Here is an 18,517-nt window from a genome sequence, read left to right as displayed (position 1 = left end):
GGAGCCATGCCATGAGCGCCCCCGACGACCATCCCGGAATGGAGATCGACCTTCTGAAAGGGTTGAGCCGCACGCTGTTGAACCGCGTGCTTCTGGCGCAGGAAACCTGGATCGCGCTTGCCATCCTGGTGCTCGGCCTCGTCGTGTCGATGATCGCGCCGAAATTCGCCACCCCTGGCAATCTGCTCAACATCTTCCAGAATGCCTGCTTCATCGGCATCATGGCCATCGGCATGACGCCGGTGATCATCAGCGGCGGCATCGATATCTCGGTCGGTTCGATCCTGGGCATGTGCGGCGTCACGCTGGGCATCGTGCTCAACGCCGACATGCCACTGGTCGTCGGCATCGCGGCGACGCTGGCGATGGGCGTGCTGTGCGGCACCGTCAACGGAACGATCATCGCCTACGTCAAGCTGCCGCCGTTCATCGTCACCCTGGCGACGCTGTCGATCGGCCGCAGCCTGGCACTGGTGCTGACCAATAACCAGGTGTTCTACGAATTCGGCCGGGCAAGCGAGGCGATCGTCGCGCTCGGCGGCGGCTACACATTCGGCCTGCCCAATGTGGTCTATGCGCTGATCATCGGCGTGATCGTCCTGCATTTCCTGCTGACCATGTCGCGCTGGGGCCGCTATCTCTTCGCCATTGGCGGCAACGAGCCGGCCGCGCGGCTGTCGGGCATTCCCGTCGATCTGATCAAGATCTCGGCCTACGCGTTCAGCGGCTTCATGGTTGCGGTGACGGCAATCTTCCTCGTCGGCTGGCTCGGCGCAGTGACCAACTCGATCGGCACCGGCTACGAGTTGCAGGTCATCGCTTCGACCGAGATCGGCGGCGCTTCGCTGACCGGCGGCTTCGGTTCGGCACTTGGCGCCGGCATCGGCGCCATTCTCGTCGAAACCATTCGCAACGCGCTGCTTCTGGCAGGCGTCAACCCGTTCTGGCAGGGCACGTTTGTGGGGTGCTTCATCCTTGCAGCCGTCCTCCTGGAAAGAATCCGCTCTGTGCGACGCTAAGAGCATGATCCTGAACCGAAGGTCAGCGACCGCAAAAGTAGAAACCGGTTTTCGGAAAAGATCATGCTCCAACAGAAACCGAGCGGACACGTCACGGCGAACCAAATGGAGGAAACAATGTCGCTGTCGAAAACGCTAGGAACTACGCTTTCCCTCGCCTGCCTTGCAATCGGCATGACGGCCGTCCAGGCCAATGCCGAAGAGCGCGAATTCGCGCTCGTCTTCAAGGTTCTCAACAACGCCTTCAGCCCGCCGATCCAAGCCGGTTGCGAAGCCGCCGCCAAGAAGCTCGGCGACGTCAAATGCACCTATATCGGGCCGACCGAATATGACGAGGCCAAGGAAGTGCAGCTCGCGCAGGACATGGTCACGCGTGGCGTCGCCGGCCTTGGCATTTCGGCCGGCAATCCGAAAGCCATGGCCCGCATCATGAAGATGGCCAAGGAAAAGGGCATTCCGGTCGTCACCTATGACACCGACGTGCTGCCGGAAGATGCCGGCCTGCGCTCGACCTACATCGGCACCGACAATTACGAGTTCGGCGTGGCGCTGGCGCAGAAGGTGCTCGCCCACAAGAAGGACGGCACCGTGTGCATCCAGTCCGGCGCACCGGCTTCCGAGAACCTCAAGGCGCGCGTGCAAGGCATTCGCGATACGCTGGCCGGCGTCACCAAGGACAAGGGCATCGAGACGCTGACCGGCCAGAACGGCTGGACCGAGCCGGCGGGCTGCCCGGTCTACAACAATGACGACATCACGCTTGCCGCCCAGCAGGTGCGCGACGTCATGACCAACAATCCCGATCTCAGCGCCTTCGTTGCAGTCGGCGGTTGGGCGCAATACGCGCCGGAAGCCTACAAGCAGGCGATGACACCGCTGAAGGCGCGCCTCGACAGCAAGGATCTGGTGGTCGTGTTCGGCGACAATTTCGGTCCGCAACTGCCGCTGCTCGCCGCCGGCCTCAGCCACTACAATATCGGCCAGCGCCCCTATGACATGGGCTTCGAGACCATCATGCCGCTGGACAAACTGAGCAAGGGCGGCACGGTCGAACCGTTCATCAAGACCGGCACCGAGATCTGCACGCCGCAAGACGCTCTGACGACCTGCGGCAAGGTCGCCAACTGATCAGGCCTCCCAAGCCTGTCCTCCGGCCGCATCGGCCGGGGGACATCTCCTCGAAGGCAGGCTTGTCAGTTGCCCGCTTCGCAGTCAGAGACTGCTTGCGTCTCTCCAGCAGGCGATCAGATGACCGTCGCCGGCCCGCCTGACGGGTGGTTGCGCCTTTCGGCAATCGGGCAGCGCGACAGGACAGCGGGCGGCAAAGGAGCATCCGGAGGTCTCGGCATCGTGTGCCGCGACGTCGAGCTGAGCCGGAGCCTTCGGCGCCGTCTCATCCGAGGAGGCGGCCAGAAGCAGCTTCGTGTAGGGGTGGTTGGGGCCACGGAAAATCTGCTCGGATGAGCCGGTCTCGACCAGCCGGCCGCGATAAAGCACGCCGATCCGGTCAGCCATATAGCGCACCACCCTGAGGTCGTGGCTGATGAACAGATAGGTGGTGTCCTTGTCGCGCTGCAGGTCGTTGAGCAAATTGAGCACGGTCGCCTGCACGGAAACGTCGAGCGCAGAGGTTGGCTCGTCCAGCACCACGAGCTTCGGCACGCCGGCAAAGGCGCGCGCAATCGCCGCACGTTGGCGCTGGCCACCAGACAGCGATCTCGGCTTCTGGTCGACGGTCGTAGCGGCAAGACGAACCGAGGCCAGGAGATCGGCGACACGCTGCTTCACCTCGCTGCGGCCGAAGCCGGCGAGCCGCCGCAGCGGACGGCCGAGGATCCTGCCGATCCGCTGGCGCGGATTGAGCGTGCGGTCGGGTGACTGGAACACCATCTGCACGTCGCGCCGTTCGCTCAGGCTTCTTTTCTCGACGCGCGGCGCGACAGTGCTGCCGAACAGCTCGACCGACCCAGCGTCCGGCGTCTGGAGGCCAGTCACGATCCTTGCCAATGTCGACTTGCCGGAGCCGGATTCGCCGATCAGCCCGAACGTCTCGCCCTGGGCTATCTCCAGGTCGATATCGTGCAGGACGGCCTGGGAGCCGAAGGCGTGGCTGATGCCTTTGCAGGCGACGGCGATCGGACGTGCGGCTTCCGGTTGATCGCTGCGGACAGGCTTCGACGGGCCGGTTGTGTGCATCTCGGCCAGCCTGCCGTCGCGCTTGGTGAAGTTGAGCGCCGGGATCGAGGCGATCAGCGCCTTGGTGTACGCGTGAACAGGGTTCTCGAAGACATCGTTGGCGATGCCGCTTTCGACCACCGTCCCCGACTGCATCACGGCCACCCGATCGCAGGCCCGGCGGACCATGTTGATGTCATGGCTGATCAGCAGAACGCTGGTTTGGTGATCGCGGCGCAAGTCCTGCAGGATGGCGACGATCTCGGACTGGACGCTGGCGTCAAGCGCCGTCGTCGGCTCGTCCAGCACCAGCAGCGACGGGTCGAGCGCAATGGCAATCGCGATGTTGGCGCGCTGCTGCATGCCGCCCGACAATTCGTGCGGATAGAGATCGAGCACCCGCTCCGGATTGCTCACCCTGACGCGGCCGAGCAACTCGGCGGCGCGGGTGCGTGCTTCGTCCTGCCGAACCGGGCGATGCCGCATGATCGTCTCGGTGATCTGCCGGCCAATCGTCATGGCCGGATTGAGCGCCGCACCCGGATGCTGGTAGACGGCCGCGATGCGATCGCCCCTTAGCCGGCGCAGCTGTTCGCCGGAGAGATTGCGGATCTCGCGGCCCTGGAACTCGAGCGCCGACGCGGCGATCCGGGCGTTACTCGGCAGATAGCGCAGAATAGCGAGTGCCACCGAGCTTTTGCCCGAGCCGGACTCGCCGACAAGGCCGAGCGCTTCGCCTTCGCCGATGGTGAGCGACACGCCGTTGACGGCCGGATGCGATCCTCGGCGTTCATCATAGGCGACGGTGAGCTGCTCGACGTTCAGAACCGATGACGACATGTCTTGCTGAAACCACTTTCTTTCGGCGCGGTCTTCGAGGGCAATCGCTTCCGCTTTCGCGCCGCACAATCTCTATAAAATTACTCGAATTAAGCTGGAGCGCAATCTACCTTTCACCGCTCAGGAGAGATTGTCGCAGCCGGTCGAGGCATCGCGACGGTCGCCTGAAGCAGTTCTGCAAGGAGACCGGCATGGCACGCGACCACATGATCCTCAGCGCGTTTTTCTTCAATCCGCAGGGCGATCATCGCATGTCGTGGCGCCATCCGCGCGCGCCGGGCCGCGAAGTGCTCGACTTCGACTTCTACCGCGATCTCGTCCAGTCTGCCGAGCGCGCCAGGATCGATACGATCTTCGTCGCCGACCATGTCGCGATCTGGGATTCCGTACAGAGCGGCGTAGCCCATTACGCCAATGCCCGCCTGGAACCGCTGACGCTGTTGTCGGCGCTTGCCGGCGTGACCAGGCATATCGGCCTCATCACCACCGCCTCGAGCTCCTACAGCGAGCCCTACAATGTCGCCCGCATGTTTGCCACGCTCGACCATATCAGCAAGGGCAGGGCGTCTTGGAATGTGGTGACGTCGGCCATGGACGAGGAGGCCCGCAATTTCGGCCGCGACGGCAATATCGAGCACGCCTTTCGCTATGAGCGCGCCACCGAATTCCTCGATATCGTCAAGGCACTGTGGGACAGCTGGGAAGACGAAGCCCTGCTTATCGACAAGGCATCGGGCTATTTCGCCGATCCCGACAAGGTCCATGCGATCAACCACAAGGGCCCGCACTTCAAGGTGCGCGGACCGCTCAATGTCTCGCGCCCGCCGCAGGGCCATCCGCTGATCGTCCAGGCCGGCTCGTCCGAAGACGGCAAGAATTTCGCTACCGCGCATGCCGATGCGCACTTTGCCATCTACAGCACCAAGGAAGACGGCATCAACTATAGGCAGGACATCAACGAGCGCCTCGCCCGTTACGGTCGCAAGCCCGAGAGCTTCAAGATCCTGCCGGGCATCCTGCCGATCGTCGCAGCTTCCGAAGCGGAGGGACGCGAGCGGCAGGAGTATCTGCAGAGCTTGCTTCCCGATAGGGTCGGCATCGACCTTCTCTCGAGCTGGAGCGGCGTCGATCTCTCCGTATATCCGCCGGACGGCCCGCTGCCGCCGCTGCCGGACGAGAGCACCTTCAATGGCGGCCGCACCTCGCTCAATCGCGTCAAGGAATGGTCGAAGCAGAACCTCACTCTGCGCGAGATCGCTCGCAAGCTCGCCAACAGCGGTTCGGTGCCGACCGTCGTCGGCACACCGAACCAGATCGCCGATCAGCTGCAGGACTGGTTCGAGGCAGGTGCCGCCGACGGCTTCAACCTGATGTTCCCGCTGCTCCCGGAGGATTGGGTGAATTTTGCCGAGCAGGTCGTGCCGGAACTGCAGCGCCGCGGCGTATTCCCCACCGAATATGCGCCGGGGACGCTGCGTGACCGTTTCGGCCTGGCTCGGCCGGCCAACCGCTTCGCCGAACAGCGCGACAATGTGCGCGCCGTATCCTGACTTGGGGCAATTGATATGACCGCAGCGCCAAAACTTCAGCCCCGCGAAGCCACGGCTCCGCAGCTCATCAATGTTCTGCACAGCCCCAAGCGCATTCGGGTCAAATTCGCCGGCCGCACCATCGCCGACAGCCGCAACGTCCTGGTGCTGCGCTCCAACCATTTTCTGCCGATCTATTTCTTCCCGGCCTCCTCGGTGGACCGCTCGCTCTTAAAGCCGTCCGAGCATAGCCAGCGCCATCCCGTCGGTGGCGAAACCACCTATTGGAACCTGGAGACGGGAGAAAAAGCTTCGCCCAACGCGGCCTGGTCGCTTGTCGCGCCGCCGGATGAAAATCTGTCGCCGCTGGCCGGGCGTATCGCCTTCACCTGGAAGGCGGTCGACCAATGGTTCGAGGAGGAAGAAGAGGTCTTCGTCCACGCCCGCGATCCATACGCACGCATCGATGTGCTGCAGAGTTCAAGTCACGTCCAAATCTGGTTCGACGGCGAACTGATCGCCGACAGCCATCGCCCGGTGCTGCTGTTCGAAACGCATCTACCGACGCGTTTCTACCTGCACCCGGACGATGTCAGGCTCGACCGGCTGGTCGCTTCGGACAGCACGACGCGCTGTCCCTACAAGGGCATCGCCTCCTACTGGTCGGGCCGGCGCGCCGACGGCTCGGTAAGCCCCGATGTCGCCTGGAGCTACCGCGATCCCATTGCCGAAATGCCCAAGATCAGGGGCCTCATCGCCTTTTACCCGCAAGCCGTCGACCGCATCCATCTCGACGGCGAACCAGTCGCTTAAGCCATTCAACAGTCATTTCAGACAGGGGTTTCAAAATGACCAAACGCAACGACATCGATACGCTTCGCAATCTGTCCGGCGACATCTGGAACGTCGCCGTCGATGAGCACCAGGCCGGCTTCCTCAAGCGCCGCGATCTGCTGAAATACGCAGCCTTGATCGGCCTCACCGGCTTTGCCGCCTCGCAGGGACTTGCTGGTTTCGGCACTGCGCGCGCTGCCGGCGCCGGCGGCACGGTCCGCGTTGGGCTCGGACAGCCGACCAAGGCGATCGATCCCGTCTCCATCACCGATCCGGCCAGCATCGGCGTCATCAGCCAGGTCGGCGAATATCTCATCCTCGACGATCCCAAGGACGGTCTGCAGCCCAAGCTCGCTCTGTCGTGGGAGGCCGACGAGACCGCCAGCCGCTGGACCTTCAAATTGCGGCCGGGCGTGAAATTCCACGACGGCCGCACCGTCACCGCCAAGGATGTGGTGGCGAGCTTCGAGCGGCTGGTCGATCCGGCCAGCGGTTCGTCCGCTTTGTCTGCCTATAAGGGCATCCTGTCCAAGGGCGGCGCCAAGGTCGTCGACGACCAGACAGTCGCCTTTGATCTCGACGGGCCCAACAGCAACTTCCCCTTCTATGTCTCGTCCGACGTCTACAATGCCGTCATCCTGCCGGCCGACTATGCCGGCGATTTCGAGAAGAATTTCAACGGCACCGGCCCGTTCAAGCTCGAATCCTTCCGCCCCAAGCAGGGCGCCAGCTTCGTGCGCAACCCAGACTATTGGGGCGACAAGGCGCTGCCCGACCGCGTCGAGATCAAGTTCTTCGACGACGAGCAGGCGCAGGTGCTGGCGCTGCAGGCCGGCCAGCTCGACGTCATCCCGAGCACGACCCGGCTCGAACTGGCGATCGAGGGCAATCCCAACTTCAAGCTGCTCAGCGTGCAGGCAAGTTCGCATGACGAGGTGCATCTGCGGACCGACCAGGCGCCGTTCACCGACAAGCGCATCCGCCGCGCCTTGGCGCTCACCATCGACCGCGAGGCGGTGGTCAAGGGCTTGCTCAAGGGCCGCGCCATCGTCGGCAACGACACCCCGTTCGCGCCGATCTTCCCCTCGGCCGATCCGTCGGTGCCGCAGCGCAAGCAGGACATCGCCGAGGCCAAGCGCCTGCTTGGCGAGGCCGGCGTGCCGAACGGCTTCCCGGTGACGCTGACCACCGAACGCGCCTATGACATTCCCGATTATGCGGTGCTGATCCAGAACTTCGCCAAGAAGGCCGGCATCGACATCAAGCTCAACGTGCTGCCGCAGGACGCCTATTATGGCTCGGCGAAGTTCGGCTCGTCGCCATGGCTCGATTCCAATCTCGGCATCACCGATTTCGGACATCGCGGCACGCCCGACATCTTCCTCAACGCGACGCTGAAGAGTTCGGGCGCCTGGAACGCCGCGCATTTCAACAACCCGGCCTATGACGGGCTGCTGCTCGAATACGGCAAGGCCCGCGACCTTCAGGCGCAACGCCTTGCCGCGGGCAAGATCCAGACCTTGCTGCTGGACGAGACGCCGCTGATCATCAGCTACTTCTCGCAATACAGCCGCATCGTCTCGTCGAAGGTCGAGGGCGTCCGCTTCACGGCGATCTCGCATCTGCTGCTCGACCGCGTGACGTTCGCCCAGGCATGATTGCGAGACGTCCAGCCACTCCGGGCACTAAAATCCGATGCTGACCGGCCGCACTGTGTCGGCGCGGGCAGCCTCGCTTCTGCTCACGCTGTGGCTGGTCAGCATGCTGGTATTCTTCGCCGGGCAGGTTCTGCCCGGCGATGTCGGTCGCCTCATGCTCGGGCCGTTCGCCGATGCCGAGGCCGTCGCGGCGCTGAACAGGCAGCTCGGCGCCGACCAGCCGGTGCTCGTGCAATACTGGCACTGGTTCAGCAGCGTGCTGTCAGGCGATTTCGGCACCTCCCTGTCGCTGCGTCTGCCGGTGGCGCCCTTCGTTCTGGAAAGCCTCAAGCGCTCGGCGGCCCTTGCCGGAATTATCCTCGTCTTTCTGCTGCCGCTGGGCATCGGCGCCGGCATCGTCGCCGGTCTCAACCAGGGCCGCTTTATCGACCGCCTGATCGTACTCGCCGGCGTGTCCTTCGGCATCGTCCCGGACTTCGTCTCCGGCCTGCTGTTGCTCATCGTCTTCGGCCTGTGGCTGAACTGGTTCCCGATCACCGGCGCTGCTCCCGATGGCGCCGGGCTGTGGGTCAGTGGCTATTATCTGATCCTGCCGGCGCTGCCGCTGGTGCTGAACCTTGCCGGCTACATCACCCGCATGACGCGGGCCGGCGTGATCGAGGCGCTGGCCGCCGACTATACGCGCACCGCCGTCCTGAAAGGCCTCGAGCATCGCGAAATCCTCATCCGGCACGTGCTGCGCAATGCGCTGACGCCGACCATCGCCGTGCTCGCGACGCAGACCGGTTACATGCTTGGCGGGCTGGTGGTCATCGAAGCGCTGTTCGGCATACAGGGTCTCGGCAATCTGGTGCTCAACGCCGCCAAGTCGCGTGACTTCCCGATGCTCGAAGCCGGCGTGCTGGTCATGGCGACCATCTTCGTGCTGTCGGCCGCGGCAGGCGATCTCGTGAATGCCTTGCTCGATCCGCGGCAGCGCCGCCGTGTCTCGCCATGATGGAACTGATGGAATTGCCGGAGCGCCGTACGCTGGGCTGGCGGGCAGCAAGTCGCATCCGCGAGACTGTTTCGCAGCTGCCGCCCTCGGTCATCGTCGGGTCGTTGCTGCTGTTGTTCTGGGTCGGCTGCGCCGTGTTCGGCAGCCTGTTTGTGCCTTACGACCCCTATGCCGAGGATTTCCTGGTCATGCTGGCACCGCCCGACGCCGCGCACTGGTTCGGCACCGACCAGCTCGGCCGCGACGTGCTGTCGCGCATCGTCGTCGGCTCGCGCGACATCCTGCTGGTCGCGCCGGCGGCAACCCTGCTCGGCGTTGCCGCCGGCAGCGTGCTTGGGCTCGTGCTCGGCTATTTCGACGGGCTGGTCGACGCCATCGGTGCCAGGCTGCTCGACACGCTGATGGCCTTTCCCTTCATCGTTCTCGTCACCATGACGCTTGTCGCGCTCGGGCCGTCCAACCTCACCGTCATCCTGGTGATCGGCATCGCCTATGCCCCGCTGGTGGCACGGACGGTGCGTGCCGCCGTGCGCGAACAGCGCGACCGCGACTATGTCAGCGCCGCCCGCCTCGGCGGCGAGAGCGCTCTTGCCATCATGTTCCTCGAGATCCTGCCCAATGTCAGGGAAACCATCCTCATCGAGCTGGTCACAAGGCTTGGCTACGCCTTCTTTTCGATCGCCACGCTGAGCTTCCTCGGCCTCGGCATCCAGCCTCCCTCAGCCGATTGGGGACTGGCGGTCGCCGACGGCTACGGCTTCCTGACCGGCGGCAAATGGTGGGTGGTGATCTTCAACTCGGCGGCCATCGTTTCGCTTGTCATGGCAACCAATCTGATCGCGCAAGGCATGGGCGCCTTCGAAAACAGCGATCGGTGAAGAGCGCAACGCTCAGCAAAGCTGACGCGCAATCGCGGACCGTGCGCTAAAATCATTCCTCGTGATTCGGCTCTGACAGGGCCTCAAAGCAAGGAACGGCATGAGCAAGGCCCTCATTACATTCGCATTGGTCGCGGTGCTCACCGCATTGCTCATGGCGCTCAGCCTGGCGGTGGCCAGGCACGGTTATCCCTATGGCGCGATCGGCGTGCGGCGGCTGGACGGTATTGCCGATGCCGGCTCGTTCCTGCCGCTCGCCGCCGTCTACTTCTTCGGCGCTATGCTGATGATGATCCTGCCGATCCGGGCCGCCGGCATCGTCTTGACCCATGCGGCGGATGCGCTGTTCTGGGCGGTGATTGCCCTGTTCGCCACAATTGTCGGCTGTCTCGTCGCGCGCTGGGCTTTTGGCCAGAGCAGCGTGCTGTGGGCGCTGCTGAACTGGCGCTTCCTGTTCGCCGCGGCCATCGTCGGCTGCCATTTCACCATGAACGAGCTGCGTCGCAACATCCTGCTCAGAAGCCTGTTCTTCGTCATCTTCGCCGCGGCGACGCTGGCTTGCCTGTTCTGGACTTTTCCGACCTGACAGGGCCGCTTCATATTGTCCATCTTGAGGCCGCGGCTTTCATAGCCGCGCGCCATCGGCTATCCAGTCCGCAGCCAGATTTCAGCCCTCACAGTGTCGTCATTTGTCTGATAAATGCTTCAGGCATACGGCACCCCCAGCGAACCAATACAAGGAAACCGCGACATGAGCCTGTTTCGTAAAAATCTGATCGATGGCGAGTGGGTGGGCGAGGCCGGCTCGCGCAACATCAATCCCTCGAACACGGGCGATGTCGTTGGCGAATATGCCTCGGCCGGCGCCGAGCAGGCAAAGCAGGCCATCGCGGCGGCCAAAGCCGCCTTCCCGGCCTGGTCGCGCTCGGCGCCGCTGGTGCGCCACGCCGTGCTGAAAAAGGCCTCGGACGAGATCATGGCGCGCAAGGACGAGATCGGCCGCGCGCTGTCGCGCGAAGAGGGCAAGACGCTGGCCGAGGGGATTGGCGAGACCATCCGCGCCGCCCAGATCTTCGACTTCTTCGCCGGCGAGACGCTGCGCCTGTCGGGTGAATTGGTGCCCAGCGTGCGCCCGGGCGTCGGCGTCGAGATCACCCGCGAAGCTGTCGGTGTCGTCGGCATCATCACACCGTGGAATTTCCCCGTCGCCATTCCCACCTGGAAGATCGCGCCGGCGCTCGCCCACGGCAACACCATCGTCTTCAAGCCGGCCGAATTGGTGCCGGAGAGCGCCTGGACCATCGTCGACATCTTGCACCGCGCCGGCCTGCCGAAAGGCGTGCTCAATTTGGTCATGGGCAAGGGCTCGGTGGTCGGCCAGGCCATGCTCGACAGCCCCGACCTCAACGCCATCACCTTCACCGGCTCGGTCGGCACCGGCAAACGCGTGGCCGCGGCAAGCGTCGAGCACATGCGCAAGTTCCAGCTCGAAATGGGCGGCAAGAATCCGATGGTCGTGCTCGACGACGCCGACCTCGCCACGGCGGTCGAGTGCGCCATCAACGGCGCCTATTTCTCGACCGGCCAGCGCTGCACGGCCTCGTCGCGCCTGGTGGTGACCGAAGGTATTCACGACCGCTTCGTTGCCGCGCTCAAGGAGCGTCTGGAAAAACTCATCATCGGCGATGCGCTCGATGCCAAGACCCAGATCGGGCCCGTCGTCGATGCGAGCCAGCTGAAGCAGGACGAGGATTACATCGCTATCGGCAGCCAGGAAGGCGCCAACCTTGCCTTCGGCGGCGAGCGGCTCGATCGCGAAACGCCCGGCTTCTACCTCCGGCCGGCGCTGTTCACCGAGAGCACCAACGCCATGCGCATTTCGCGGGAAGAAATCTTCGGCCCGGTAGCCAACGTCATTCGCGTCAAGGACTATGACGAGGCGCTTGCGGTTGCCAACGACACGCCATTCGGCCTGACCTCCGGGATATGCACCTCTAGCCTCAAGCATGCCACGCATTTCCGGCGCAATTCCGAGGCCGGCATGGTGATGGTCAATCTGCCGACCGCCGGCGTCGATTTCCACGTCCCGTTCGGTGGCCGAAAGGGATCGAGCTACGGCCCGCGCGAGCAGGGCCGCTATGCCGCGGAGTTCTACACCACGGTGAAGACAGCCTATACATTCGCCGGCTGATCGACGGGTGACCCGATGGCAGCGGCGAAAGAGGACCTGACCTGGCTCAACCCGCCGCCGCACCATGCCTTCGGCGATGGCATCGTGCATGTGCGCACCGCCGGGGAAACCGACTTCTGGCGCGAAACCTTCTACGGTTTCTGGCGTGACAATGGCCATTTCCTGTATCGGCCGGTCGAGGGTGACTTCAGCGCCGAAGTCACGGTCAAGGGCGACTACAAGGTGCTCTACGACCAGGCCGGGCTGATGCTGCGGCTGAGTGAAACGCACTGGATCAAGGCCGGCATCGAATACACCGACGGGCTGGCTTACATTTCGGTGGTGGTCACCAACGACACCTCGGACTGGTCGCTGCTCAGCATTCCCACCGGCCCCGACGGCGTGCGCATCCGGCTGACCCGCCATGCCGAGGCGATCCGCATCCAATATCTTGATACCACCGATGGCAAGTGGAAGCCGGTGCGGCTGGCTTATTTCCCGATCTCCAAATCCGTCGATGTCGGCATGATGTGCTGCTCGCCGCAGCGCGAAGGGTTTGAGGTAACATTCTCCGGCTTTACTGTCGGCCCGCCGATTTCCAGGCAACTGCACGACTGACGCAATATCGATGGCGGACTAACCGTCTGCCCGATGCTGGAAGAACTGCAAAAACAGCTCCCGTTCGGTGGTTATGTCGAGCTTCTCGTAGATGCGGCGGCGGTGGTTCTTCACCGTGCCGACGGCGATGCCGAGCCGTTCCGCGATGTTGGCGGTCGGATGTCCCGCCAGGATCAACTGCACCAATTCCCGCTCGCGCAGCGACAGCTCCGGCCACAGGCTCGCCGGGATGGTCGGCTCCTGCCGGGGCGAGGCGCCGGGGCCGGTCGGCGCCGATGTGCGGGAGAACTCGGTGCCGCGCGCCTTGATGTCGAGCGCATGCAAGGCCTCGAACACCGGCAGCCGCTCGTCCAGCAGGGCGATCTCGCTCTCCTTGAAGGTGGAGGTCGAGCGGTCGAGGAAGATGCCGAGGCACCAGTCGCCGCCATCGGCCAGCATGATGCCGACCTCATCGCAGATTTCCGACTGCGCCAGGAAGCCGGCTATGTACTGGCCGCGCTTGGCCTCGTCATCGGCAAGCCGCTTCAGCGGCAGGATGCCCAGCCTCTGCTCACGCCGCCACGAAGCATAGAACGGGTCGAAGACGTAGTAATTGTCGAGATAGCGCCGGACCATCTCGTCGGAGAAGCGCCGGTGCTTGATGAATTCCGGCGTCTGCGTCGCCGAATATCGGGTCACGGTGACGAGATCGTGCTCGATGTCGGCGCCGATCAGGTCAATCAGGCAGTCGACATGCCTGTCCGTACCGGTGGCGGCAATCGCCCTGGCGAGCGGCCCCCAGATATTGCCCATGCGCATGCCCTTTTCTCGGCGATCCCGGTCCGGCGGACATTGTGTCTTTTGGCATATGGCGCAAGGCCGCCCAAGGAATCTAGCTTGAGCCATCCTACAGCAATCCTGAGGCGACCGTGACCCAACCCAACCTCACCAGCCCCATCGTCGGCAATCCAATCGTCATCGGCATCGACGCCGGCGGCACCATGACCGACACGATCCTTGTCGACCAGGACGGCCACTTCAAGATCGGCAAGTCGGCAACCACGCCGAAGAACGAGGCCGAAGGCTTCCTCGCATCGGCCGAAGACGCGGCCGACGCCTGGGGCATCTCGCTGGAGCAGCTGTTCTCCGGCGTCAAAGTCGTGCTCTATTCCGGCACCGGCATGCTCAACACACTGTTGTCGCGCACCGGGCGCCGGCTTGGCCTGATCACCACCAAGGGTCTGGAAGACATGATCCTGATGGGTCGCGGCCTGCAGGCCTGGGCCGACTATTCCTATGCCGACCGGCTGCATGCGGTGACCCACCATCATCCCGATCCGCTGGTGCCGCGTCGTCGCACCCATGGCGTCACCGAGCGCATCGACCAGTTCGGCGACATCGTGCTGCCGCTCTACGAGCATGAAGTCGCGATTGCGGCCAGGAAGCTGATTGCCGACAAGGTCGAGGCGATCTGCATCATGACCATCTTCTCGCACGTCAATCCGGTGCACGAAAAGCGCATCGCCGAGATATGCCGCGAGGAGGTGCTGAAAGCCGGCGCCGACATCCTCATCTACACCAGCCACGAGGTCCGCCCGGTCATCCGCGAACAGTCGCGGCTGAACTCGGTGCTGATCGAGGCCTACGCGACGTCGCGCGGCCGCAAGCAGCTCAAAGGCATCGAGGACGTCTCGAAGAAATACGGCTTCAAATACGGCGTGCAGACTTTGCTCTCCTTTGGCGGCCTGACCTCGATCAATCATCCGCGCCTGCACGAAACCATGATTTCGGGCCCGATCGGCGGTATTCTCGGCGCGGCCTATGTCGGCAAGCTCATCGGCAACGACTCCCTGATCTGCTCGGACATGGGCGGCACCTCCTTCGACATGGGCGTCATTTCGCGCGGCCAGACGCGGATCGAGAACGAGCCGCTGATGGACCGTTTCAAGCTCAACGTGCCGACGTTGCATCTCGACACGATCGGCGCCGGCGCCGGCATGATCCTCAAGGTCGACCCGCTGACCAAGAAAGTCTCGCTCGGGCCGGAAAGCGCCGGTTCCGACCCCGGCCCCATCTGCTTCGCCAAGGGCGGCACTGAACCCACCATCGCCGATTGCGACGCCATACTAGGCCGCCTCAACCCGTATTATTTCCTCGGCGGCAAGGTCGTCTTGCAGGTCGAGAAGGCGCGCAAAGCGTTTGAGGAAAAATGCTCCAGCATCCTTGGCGTCGGGGTCGAGGAGGCTGCCGAAGGCATGATCGACATGCTGGAAGCCGATGCCAACAACGCGCTGCGCCGGGTCATTTCCGGCCAGGGCATCCATCCCTCGGAATTCACGCTGCTGTCCTATGGCGGCTCGGGTCCGCTGCATCTGGCCGGCTGCTCCAGGGGCATCGGCTTCAAGGACATCATCACCTTCCAGTTTGCCGCCGCCTTCTCGGCCTTCGGCTGCACCACCGCCGATTTCATGCGTCGGCATTCGGTGTCGACGCAGCACGACATCGGCGCCCGCGCAAGCGATAACGAGCTGCTCGCTTTCGGCAAGAAGGTCACCGACGTCTGGAATGATCTCACCAAGGCGGCGGTCAACGAGATGATCAGCGACGGCCATATCAGAGACAAGATCAAGACCGTGCCGTTCCTGATGATGCGCTACACCGGCCAGCTCGAGGATGTCGAGGTCATGGCACCGCTTGCCGAGGTCAATTCGGCTGACGACATGCGTAGGGTCATCGACGAGTTCGAGGCGGTCTACGCCAAGGTCAACCATCGCGTTTCGCGCTATGGCGAAGCCGGCTTCACCATCACCGAGCTCGGATTGATCGCCACCGCCGACAAGGTCAAGCCGGTGCTCTTGAAGCGCCCGCTCGGCAAGTCGGCCCCGGCAGCAGCGCACAAGGGCTTGCGCGAGGCCTATATCGGGGGACGCTGGCACAAGGCCAATCTCTACGAGATGGACCTACTGCAGCCCGGTCATGAGGTGATCGGTCCGGCCATCATCGAACATCCCGCCACCACGCTCGTTGTTCATCCGCAGGACCGTGTCCACGTCGATGAGTGGACGCTGCTGCATTACACCCATTCTTGAAAGGGCACCGCCATGTTGGACAGACCTGCCTCGGCCCTGCGCCTTCGCGAACGGCTGCTCGATTCAGAACGGCTGATGGAAGAGACCGGCTGCTATGACGGCATCACCGAGCTCACGCTACGCAACCAGGACCCGCTGAAATTCGAGACGCTGCACACCAAGCTGCGTGCCTATTGCGTCTCGGCCCGCGAAATGGCCCGCCGCATCTCGGCCTCGCCCGGCGTGCGCGAAGTCGGCGAAATGGTGGTGGCGATCTATACGCCCGAGGGCGATGCGATCGCGCTGTCCAACGGCATCATGGTCCACGTCCACACGATGAGCCGCTTCATCAAATGGATGATCGAGAACAATTACGAGGAAAACCCGAAGATCCGCGAAGGCGACATCTTTGCCAACAACGATGCCTTCATCGGCACAGTGCAGGTGCCCGACGTCATGGACGTGGTGCCGATCTTCCATGAAGGCACGCTGGTCGGCTGGGCCGGTGCGGTCTGCCACGAGCTCGAAGCCGGCGGCATCACGCCCGGCGGCGACGTCTGCCTGGCGCAGGAGCGCTTCACCGAAGGCCTGTTCGTCTGCGCCGAGAAGATCGGCGAGAATGACGAGATCCGCCGCGACTACGTCATCCGCTGCGAGCGCAATCTACGCATGCCGATCTACTGGGTGCTCGACGAGAAGGCCAAGGTCGCCTCCTGCATCGACATGCGCGAAAGCGTCAAGCAGCTGATCTCGGAGATCGGCCTCGACTACTGGATGAAGGTATCGAAGGAGTTCATTGAGGAGGGTCGTCGTGCCCAGCTCGCCCGCACCCGCCAGCTCACCGTGCCCGGCATCTATCGCGGCCACACCTTCTATGGCCATGTCACGACGGGCAAGCCCGGCTTCCAGCTGCTTGGCGATCCCGACTGGCTCTACAACATCCCGATCGAGATGGAGATCACCACCGACGGCAAGATCACCATGGACTTCGAGGGCACGCAGCCCTGGGGCTACCATTCGATGAACTGCACGCCGGCCGGCATGGATGGCGGCATGTTCGTCACCTTGACCCAGCACATGAATTTCGAGGGCCTGGTCAATGACGGCGCCTGGATGGCGACCGAGCTGAAGCTGCCGCACGGCACCTGGACCAATCCCGACAATGAGATGGTGGCGACCGCCACATCCTGGGCGCTGCTGCTGCCGGCCTATGGCGTGTTCCAGCGCCTTTTGTCGCGCGGCTTCGTCGCGCGCGGCTTCGTCGAGGAAGCCTTCGTCGGCCAGGTCAACAGCCCGATGATCGAGATGGGCGGCGAAAGCCAGTACGGCACGCCGTTCGGCATGGCGCATTTCGAATGCGCCGCCGCCGGCTCCGGCGCGCTCGCCATCGCCGATGGCCTCGACACCGCCTATGTCGGCTGGAATCCGGAATCCGACATGGGCAACATTGAGGTCTGGGAACAGTCGATGCCGATGGTCTATATCGGCCGCTCGATCATGCCCAATTCGGGCGGCGCCGGCAAATATCGCGGCGGCTGTTCCTTCGTCTCGACCTGGCTGATCAACAAGACCTCGCACCTGCGACTGCACACCTCGGAACACTCCTCGCGGGTATTCGACAATGGCGGCATGTGCGGCGGTTATCCCGCGCCGACCTGCCAGAAGCATCGCGCGGTGCGCAACTCCAACATCCACGAACTGGCGGCAAAAGGCGAACCGCTCGCGCATGCCCCAGGTATCGATCCGCATGTCTCCGACTACGAGAAGAACATCGGCGGCGACCATGCCGTGGTCGAAGGCCCCTACATCACCTCGCCGCACAAGTCGGGGGACATCTTCAGCCATTCCTACAATGGTGGCGGCGGCTACGGCGACGTGCTGGAGCGCGATCCGGTCAAGACCGCCTGGGATGTCGAGAACGGTTTTCTCACCCGCCAGGCGGCGATCCAGATTTTCGGCATCGTGCTGAAGGACGACGCCGAGGGTTATCCGGTTGCCGATATCGACGCCACCGTCGAACGTCGTGCCGCCATGCGCAGAGAGCGTCTGGCCAAGGCGATCCCGGTTTCGGACTGGATCGCTGCCGAACGCGGCCGTGTCGAGAAGGCCGACTTCGCGCCCGAGGTGAAGAAAATGTATGCCAGCGCGATCAAGCTATCGTCGCGCTTCACCAGGGATTTCAGTGATTTCTGGACCGTCGACGCCAGATCGATCTTCATGCCGGGAGCAAAGCCATGACCTCATACAGCAAGGAAGTCCTCGGCGATCTCTCAGCCGGCAAGCTGCCCTGGCCGCAGACAAAGCGCATCATGAGCGCCTACAAGGACGACGACCGCTTCTTCAAGATGCTCGCCGTCTATCAGGACCGTGTCGCATGGAAGGACCCGATCCTGCTGCCGGTCTCGGATCACCTCTTCATCTGCCAAAGCGGCGATGAACGGATCACCCGCTGCGAATGCGGCCACTCCTTCGGCGACTACCGCAAGAACTGGAAGCTCAAGGCTGCGATCAACGTGCGAAACACCGAGGAAGCGCTGCGCGAGATCTATCCCAACAGCGATATCCCCGATCCGCAATGGATGGAAATTCGCGAATTCATCTGTCCACAATGCGGCACCATGCACGAAGTGGAAGCGGCGGCGCCGGGCTACCCGATCGTCCATGATTTCGAGCCAGATCTCGAAGGCTTCTACCGCGAGTGGCTGGGCAAACCGCTTTAGCGAAACTCGATGTTACGGCCGCGTTGCCGGCA

General features: G+C 63.4%; 15 protein-coding genes. 13 read left to right on the top strand and 2 right to left on the bottom strand.

Annotated elements, in window-relative coordinates:
• Positions 1 to 38: 38 nt before the first annotated feature.
• Positions 39 to 1,019, top strand: coding sequence for an ABC transporter permease (locus NKI64_RS25870; RefSeq protein ID WP_352670936.1), 981 nt, complete (start codon positions 39 to 41; stop codon positions 1,017 to 1,019).
• Positions 1,020 to 1,136: 117 nt separating this feature from the next.
• Positions 1,137 to 2,147, top strand: a complete 1,011-nt coding sequence (locus NKI64_RS25865) for a sugar-binding protein (protein ID WP_352670874.1) — start codon at positions 1,137 to 1,139, stop codon at positions 2,145 to 2,147.
• Between the two features lie 84 nt (positions 2,148 to 2,231).
• On the opposite strand, the gene NKI64_RS25860 is transcribed toward NKI64_RS25865, so the two are convergent.
• Positions 2,232 to 4,034 carry a dipeptide ABC transporter ATP-binding protein gene (locus NKI64_RS25860; RefSeq protein WP_352670871.1) on the bottom strand — a complete coding sequence of 601 codons (1,803 nt, stop codon included), beginning with the start codon at positions 4,032 to 4,034 and terminating at the stop codon, positions 2,232 to 2,234.
• A 191-nt stretch (positions 4,035 to 4,225) separates the two neighbouring features.
• On the opposite strand from NKI64_RS25860, the gene NKI64_RS25855 reads away from it, so the two are divergent.
• The 8 genes from NKI64_RS25855 to NKI64_RS25820 all read left to right on the top strand — a co-directional run bounded on the left by NKI64_RS25855 (position 4,226) and on the right by NKI64_RS25820 (position 12,718).
• Positions 4,226 to 5,584: an LLM class flavin-dependent oxidoreductase gene (locus NKI64_RS25855; RefSeq protein WP_023738074.1), complete on the top strand. Its 1,359-nt coding sequence runs from the start codon at positions 4,226 to 4,228 to the stop codon at positions 5,582 to 5,584.
• Positions 5,585 to 5,599: 15 nt separating this feature from the next.
• Positions 5,600 to 6,376, top strand: coding sequence for a DUF427 domain-containing protein (locus tag NKI64_RS25850; protein ID WP_023738075.1), 777 nt, complete (start codon positions 5,600 to 5,602; stop codon positions 6,374 to 6,376).
• A 35-nt stretch (positions 6,377 to 6,411) separates the two neighbouring features.
• Entirely contained in the window at positions 6,412 to 8,055 is a 1,644-nt protein-coding gene (locus tag NKI64_RS25845) for an ABC transporter substrate-binding protein (protein ID WP_023738076.1), read from the top strand.
• A 37-nt stretch (positions 8,056 to 8,092) separates the two neighbouring features.
• On the top strand, positions 8,093 to 9,052 hold the full coding sequence (locus tag NKI64_RS25840) for an ABC transporter permease (RefSeq protein WP_352459281.1): 960 nt from the start codon (positions 8,093 to 8,095) through the stop codon (positions 9,050 to 9,052).
• Complete coding sequence (locus NKI64_RS25835) at positions 9,049 to 9,930, top strand: ABC transporter permease (RefSeq protein ID WP_023738078.1); 882 nt, start codon at positions 9,049 to 9,051, stop codon at positions 9,928 to 9,930. The genes NKI64_RS25840 and NKI64_RS25835 overlap by 4 nt, the downstream gene beginning before the upstream one ends.
• A 100-nt stretch (positions 9,931 to 10,030) precedes the next feature.
• A complete protein-coding gene (locus NKI64_RS25830) occupies positions 10,031 to 10,516 on the top strand; it encodes a hypothetical protein (RefSeq protein WP_023823836.1) in 486 nt (161 codons plus the stop codon).
• 165 nt (positions 10,517 to 10,681) lie between these two features.
• Positions 10,682 to 12,121, top strand: coding sequence for an aldehyde dehydrogenase family protein (locus tag NKI64_RS25825; RefSeq protein WP_352445197.1), 1,440 nt, complete (start codon positions 10,682 to 10,684; stop codon positions 12,119 to 12,121).
• Between the two features lie 15 nt (positions 12,122 to 12,136).
• The gene (locus NKI64_RS25820) at positions 12,137 to 12,718 is read left to right on the top strand and encodes a DUF1349 domain-containing protein (protein WP_352597314.1); all 582 of its coding nucleotides are present in this window, start codon (positions 12,137 to 12,139) and stop codon (positions 12,716 to 12,718) included.
• An 18-nt stretch (positions 12,719 to 12,736) separates the two neighbouring features.
• Here the strand turns inward: NKI64_RS25820 and NKI64_RS25815 are convergent, their stop codons facing one another.
• Positions 12,737 to 13,516, bottom strand: coding sequence for a helix-turn-helix transcriptional regulator (locus tag NKI64_RS25815; RefSeq protein WP_023684245.1), 780 nt, complete (start codon positions 13,514 to 13,516; stop codon positions 12,737 to 12,739).
• A 110-nt stretch (positions 13,517 to 13,626) separates the two neighbouring features.
• On the opposite strand from NKI64_RS25815, the gene NKI64_RS25810 reads away from it, so the two are divergent.
• Genes NKI64_RS25810 through NKI64_RS25800 form a run of 3 tightly spaced genes read left to right on the top strand, consistent with a single transcriptional unit; the run spans position 13,627 to position 18,485 of the window.
• The gene (locus NKI64_RS25810) at positions 13,627 to 15,786 is read left to right on the top strand and encodes a hydantoinase/oxoprolinase family protein (protein WP_352670866.1); all 2,160 of its coding nucleotides are present in this window, start codon (positions 13,627 to 13,629) and stop codon (positions 15,784 to 15,786) included.
• A 12-nt stretch (positions 15,787 to 15,798) separates the two neighbouring features.
• Positions 15,799 to 18,003, top strand: a complete 2,205-nt coding sequence (locus NKI64_RS25805) for a hydantoinase B/oxoprolinase family protein (RefSeq protein ID WP_023711270.1) — start codon at positions 15,799 to 15,801, stop codon at positions 18,001 to 18,003.
• Complete coding sequence (locus tag NKI64_RS25800) at positions 18,000 to 18,485, top strand: acetone carboxylase subunit gamma (protein WP_023668821.1); 486 nt, start codon at positions 18,000 to 18,002, stop codon at positions 18,483 to 18,485. The genes NKI64_RS25805 and NKI64_RS25800 overlap by 4 nt, the downstream gene beginning before the upstream one ends.
• Positions 18,486 to 18,517: the final 32 nt, after the last annotated feature.

The sequence above is a fragment of the Mesorhizobium sp. M0478 genome (assembly GCF_040321305.1).
Lineage (GTDB): Bacteria > Pseudomonadota > Alphaproteobacteria > Rhizobiales > Rhizobiaceae > Mesorhizobium.
This window is presented reverse-complemented; position numbering and strand designations above follow the sequence as displayed.

Bases quoted from the DNA above. Each gene is read 5' to 3' on its own strand.
- NKI64_RS25870 (WP_352670936.1), top strand. From the start codon at position 39: ATGGAGATCGACCTTCTGAAAGGGTTGAGCCGCACGCTGTTGAACCGC.
- NKI64_RS25865 (WP_352670874.1), top strand. From the start codon at position 1,137: ATGTCGCTGTCGAAAACGCTAGGAACTACGCTTTCCCTCGCCTGCCTT.
- NKI64_RS25860 (WP_352670871.1), bottom strand. From the start codon at position 4,034: ATGTCGTCATCGGTTCTGAACGTCGAGCAGCTCACCGTCGCCTATGAT.
- NKI64_RS25855 (WP_023738074.1), top strand. From the start codon at position 4,226: ATGGCACGCGACCACATGATCCTCAGCGCGTTTTTCTTCAATCCGCAG.
- NKI64_RS25850 (WP_023738075.1), top strand. From the start codon at position 5,600: ATGACCGCAGCGCCAAAACTTCAGCCCCGCGAAGCCACGGCTCCGCAG.
- NKI64_RS25845 (WP_023738076.1), top strand. From the start codon at position 6,412: ATGACCAAACGCAACGACATCGATACGCTTCGCAATCTGTCCGGCGAC.
- NKI64_RS25840 (WP_352459281.1), top strand. From the start codon at position 8,093: ATGCTGACCGGCCGCACTGTGTCGGCGCGGGCAGCCTCGCTTCTGCTC.
- NKI64_RS25835 (WP_023738078.1), top strand. From the start codon at position 9,049: ATGATGGAACTGATGGAATTGCCGGAGCGCCGTACGCTGGGCTGGCGG.
- NKI64_RS25830 (WP_023823836.1), top strand. From the start codon at position 10,031: ATGAGCAAGGCCCTCATTACATTCGCATTGGTCGCGGTGCTCACCGCA.
- NKI64_RS25825 (WP_352445197.1), top strand. From the start codon at position 10,682: ATGAGCCTGTTTCGTAAAAATCTGATCGATGGCGAGTGGGTGGGCGAG.
- NKI64_RS25820 (WP_352597314.1), top strand. From the start codon at position 12,137: ATGGCAGCGGCGAAAGAGGACCTGACCTGGCTCAACCCGCCGCCGCAC.
- NKI64_RS25815 (WP_023684245.1), bottom strand. From the start codon at position 13,516: ATGCGCATGGGCAATATCTGGGGGCCGCTCGCCAGGGCGATTGCCGCC.
- NKI64_RS25805 (WP_023711270.1), top strand. From the start codon at position 15,799: ATGTTGGACAGACCTGCCTCGGCCCTGCGCCTTCGCGAACGGCTGCTC.
- NKI64_RS25800 (WP_023668821.1), top strand. From the start codon at position 18,000: ATGACCTCATACAGCAAGGAAGTCCTCGGCGATCTCTCAGCCGGCAAG.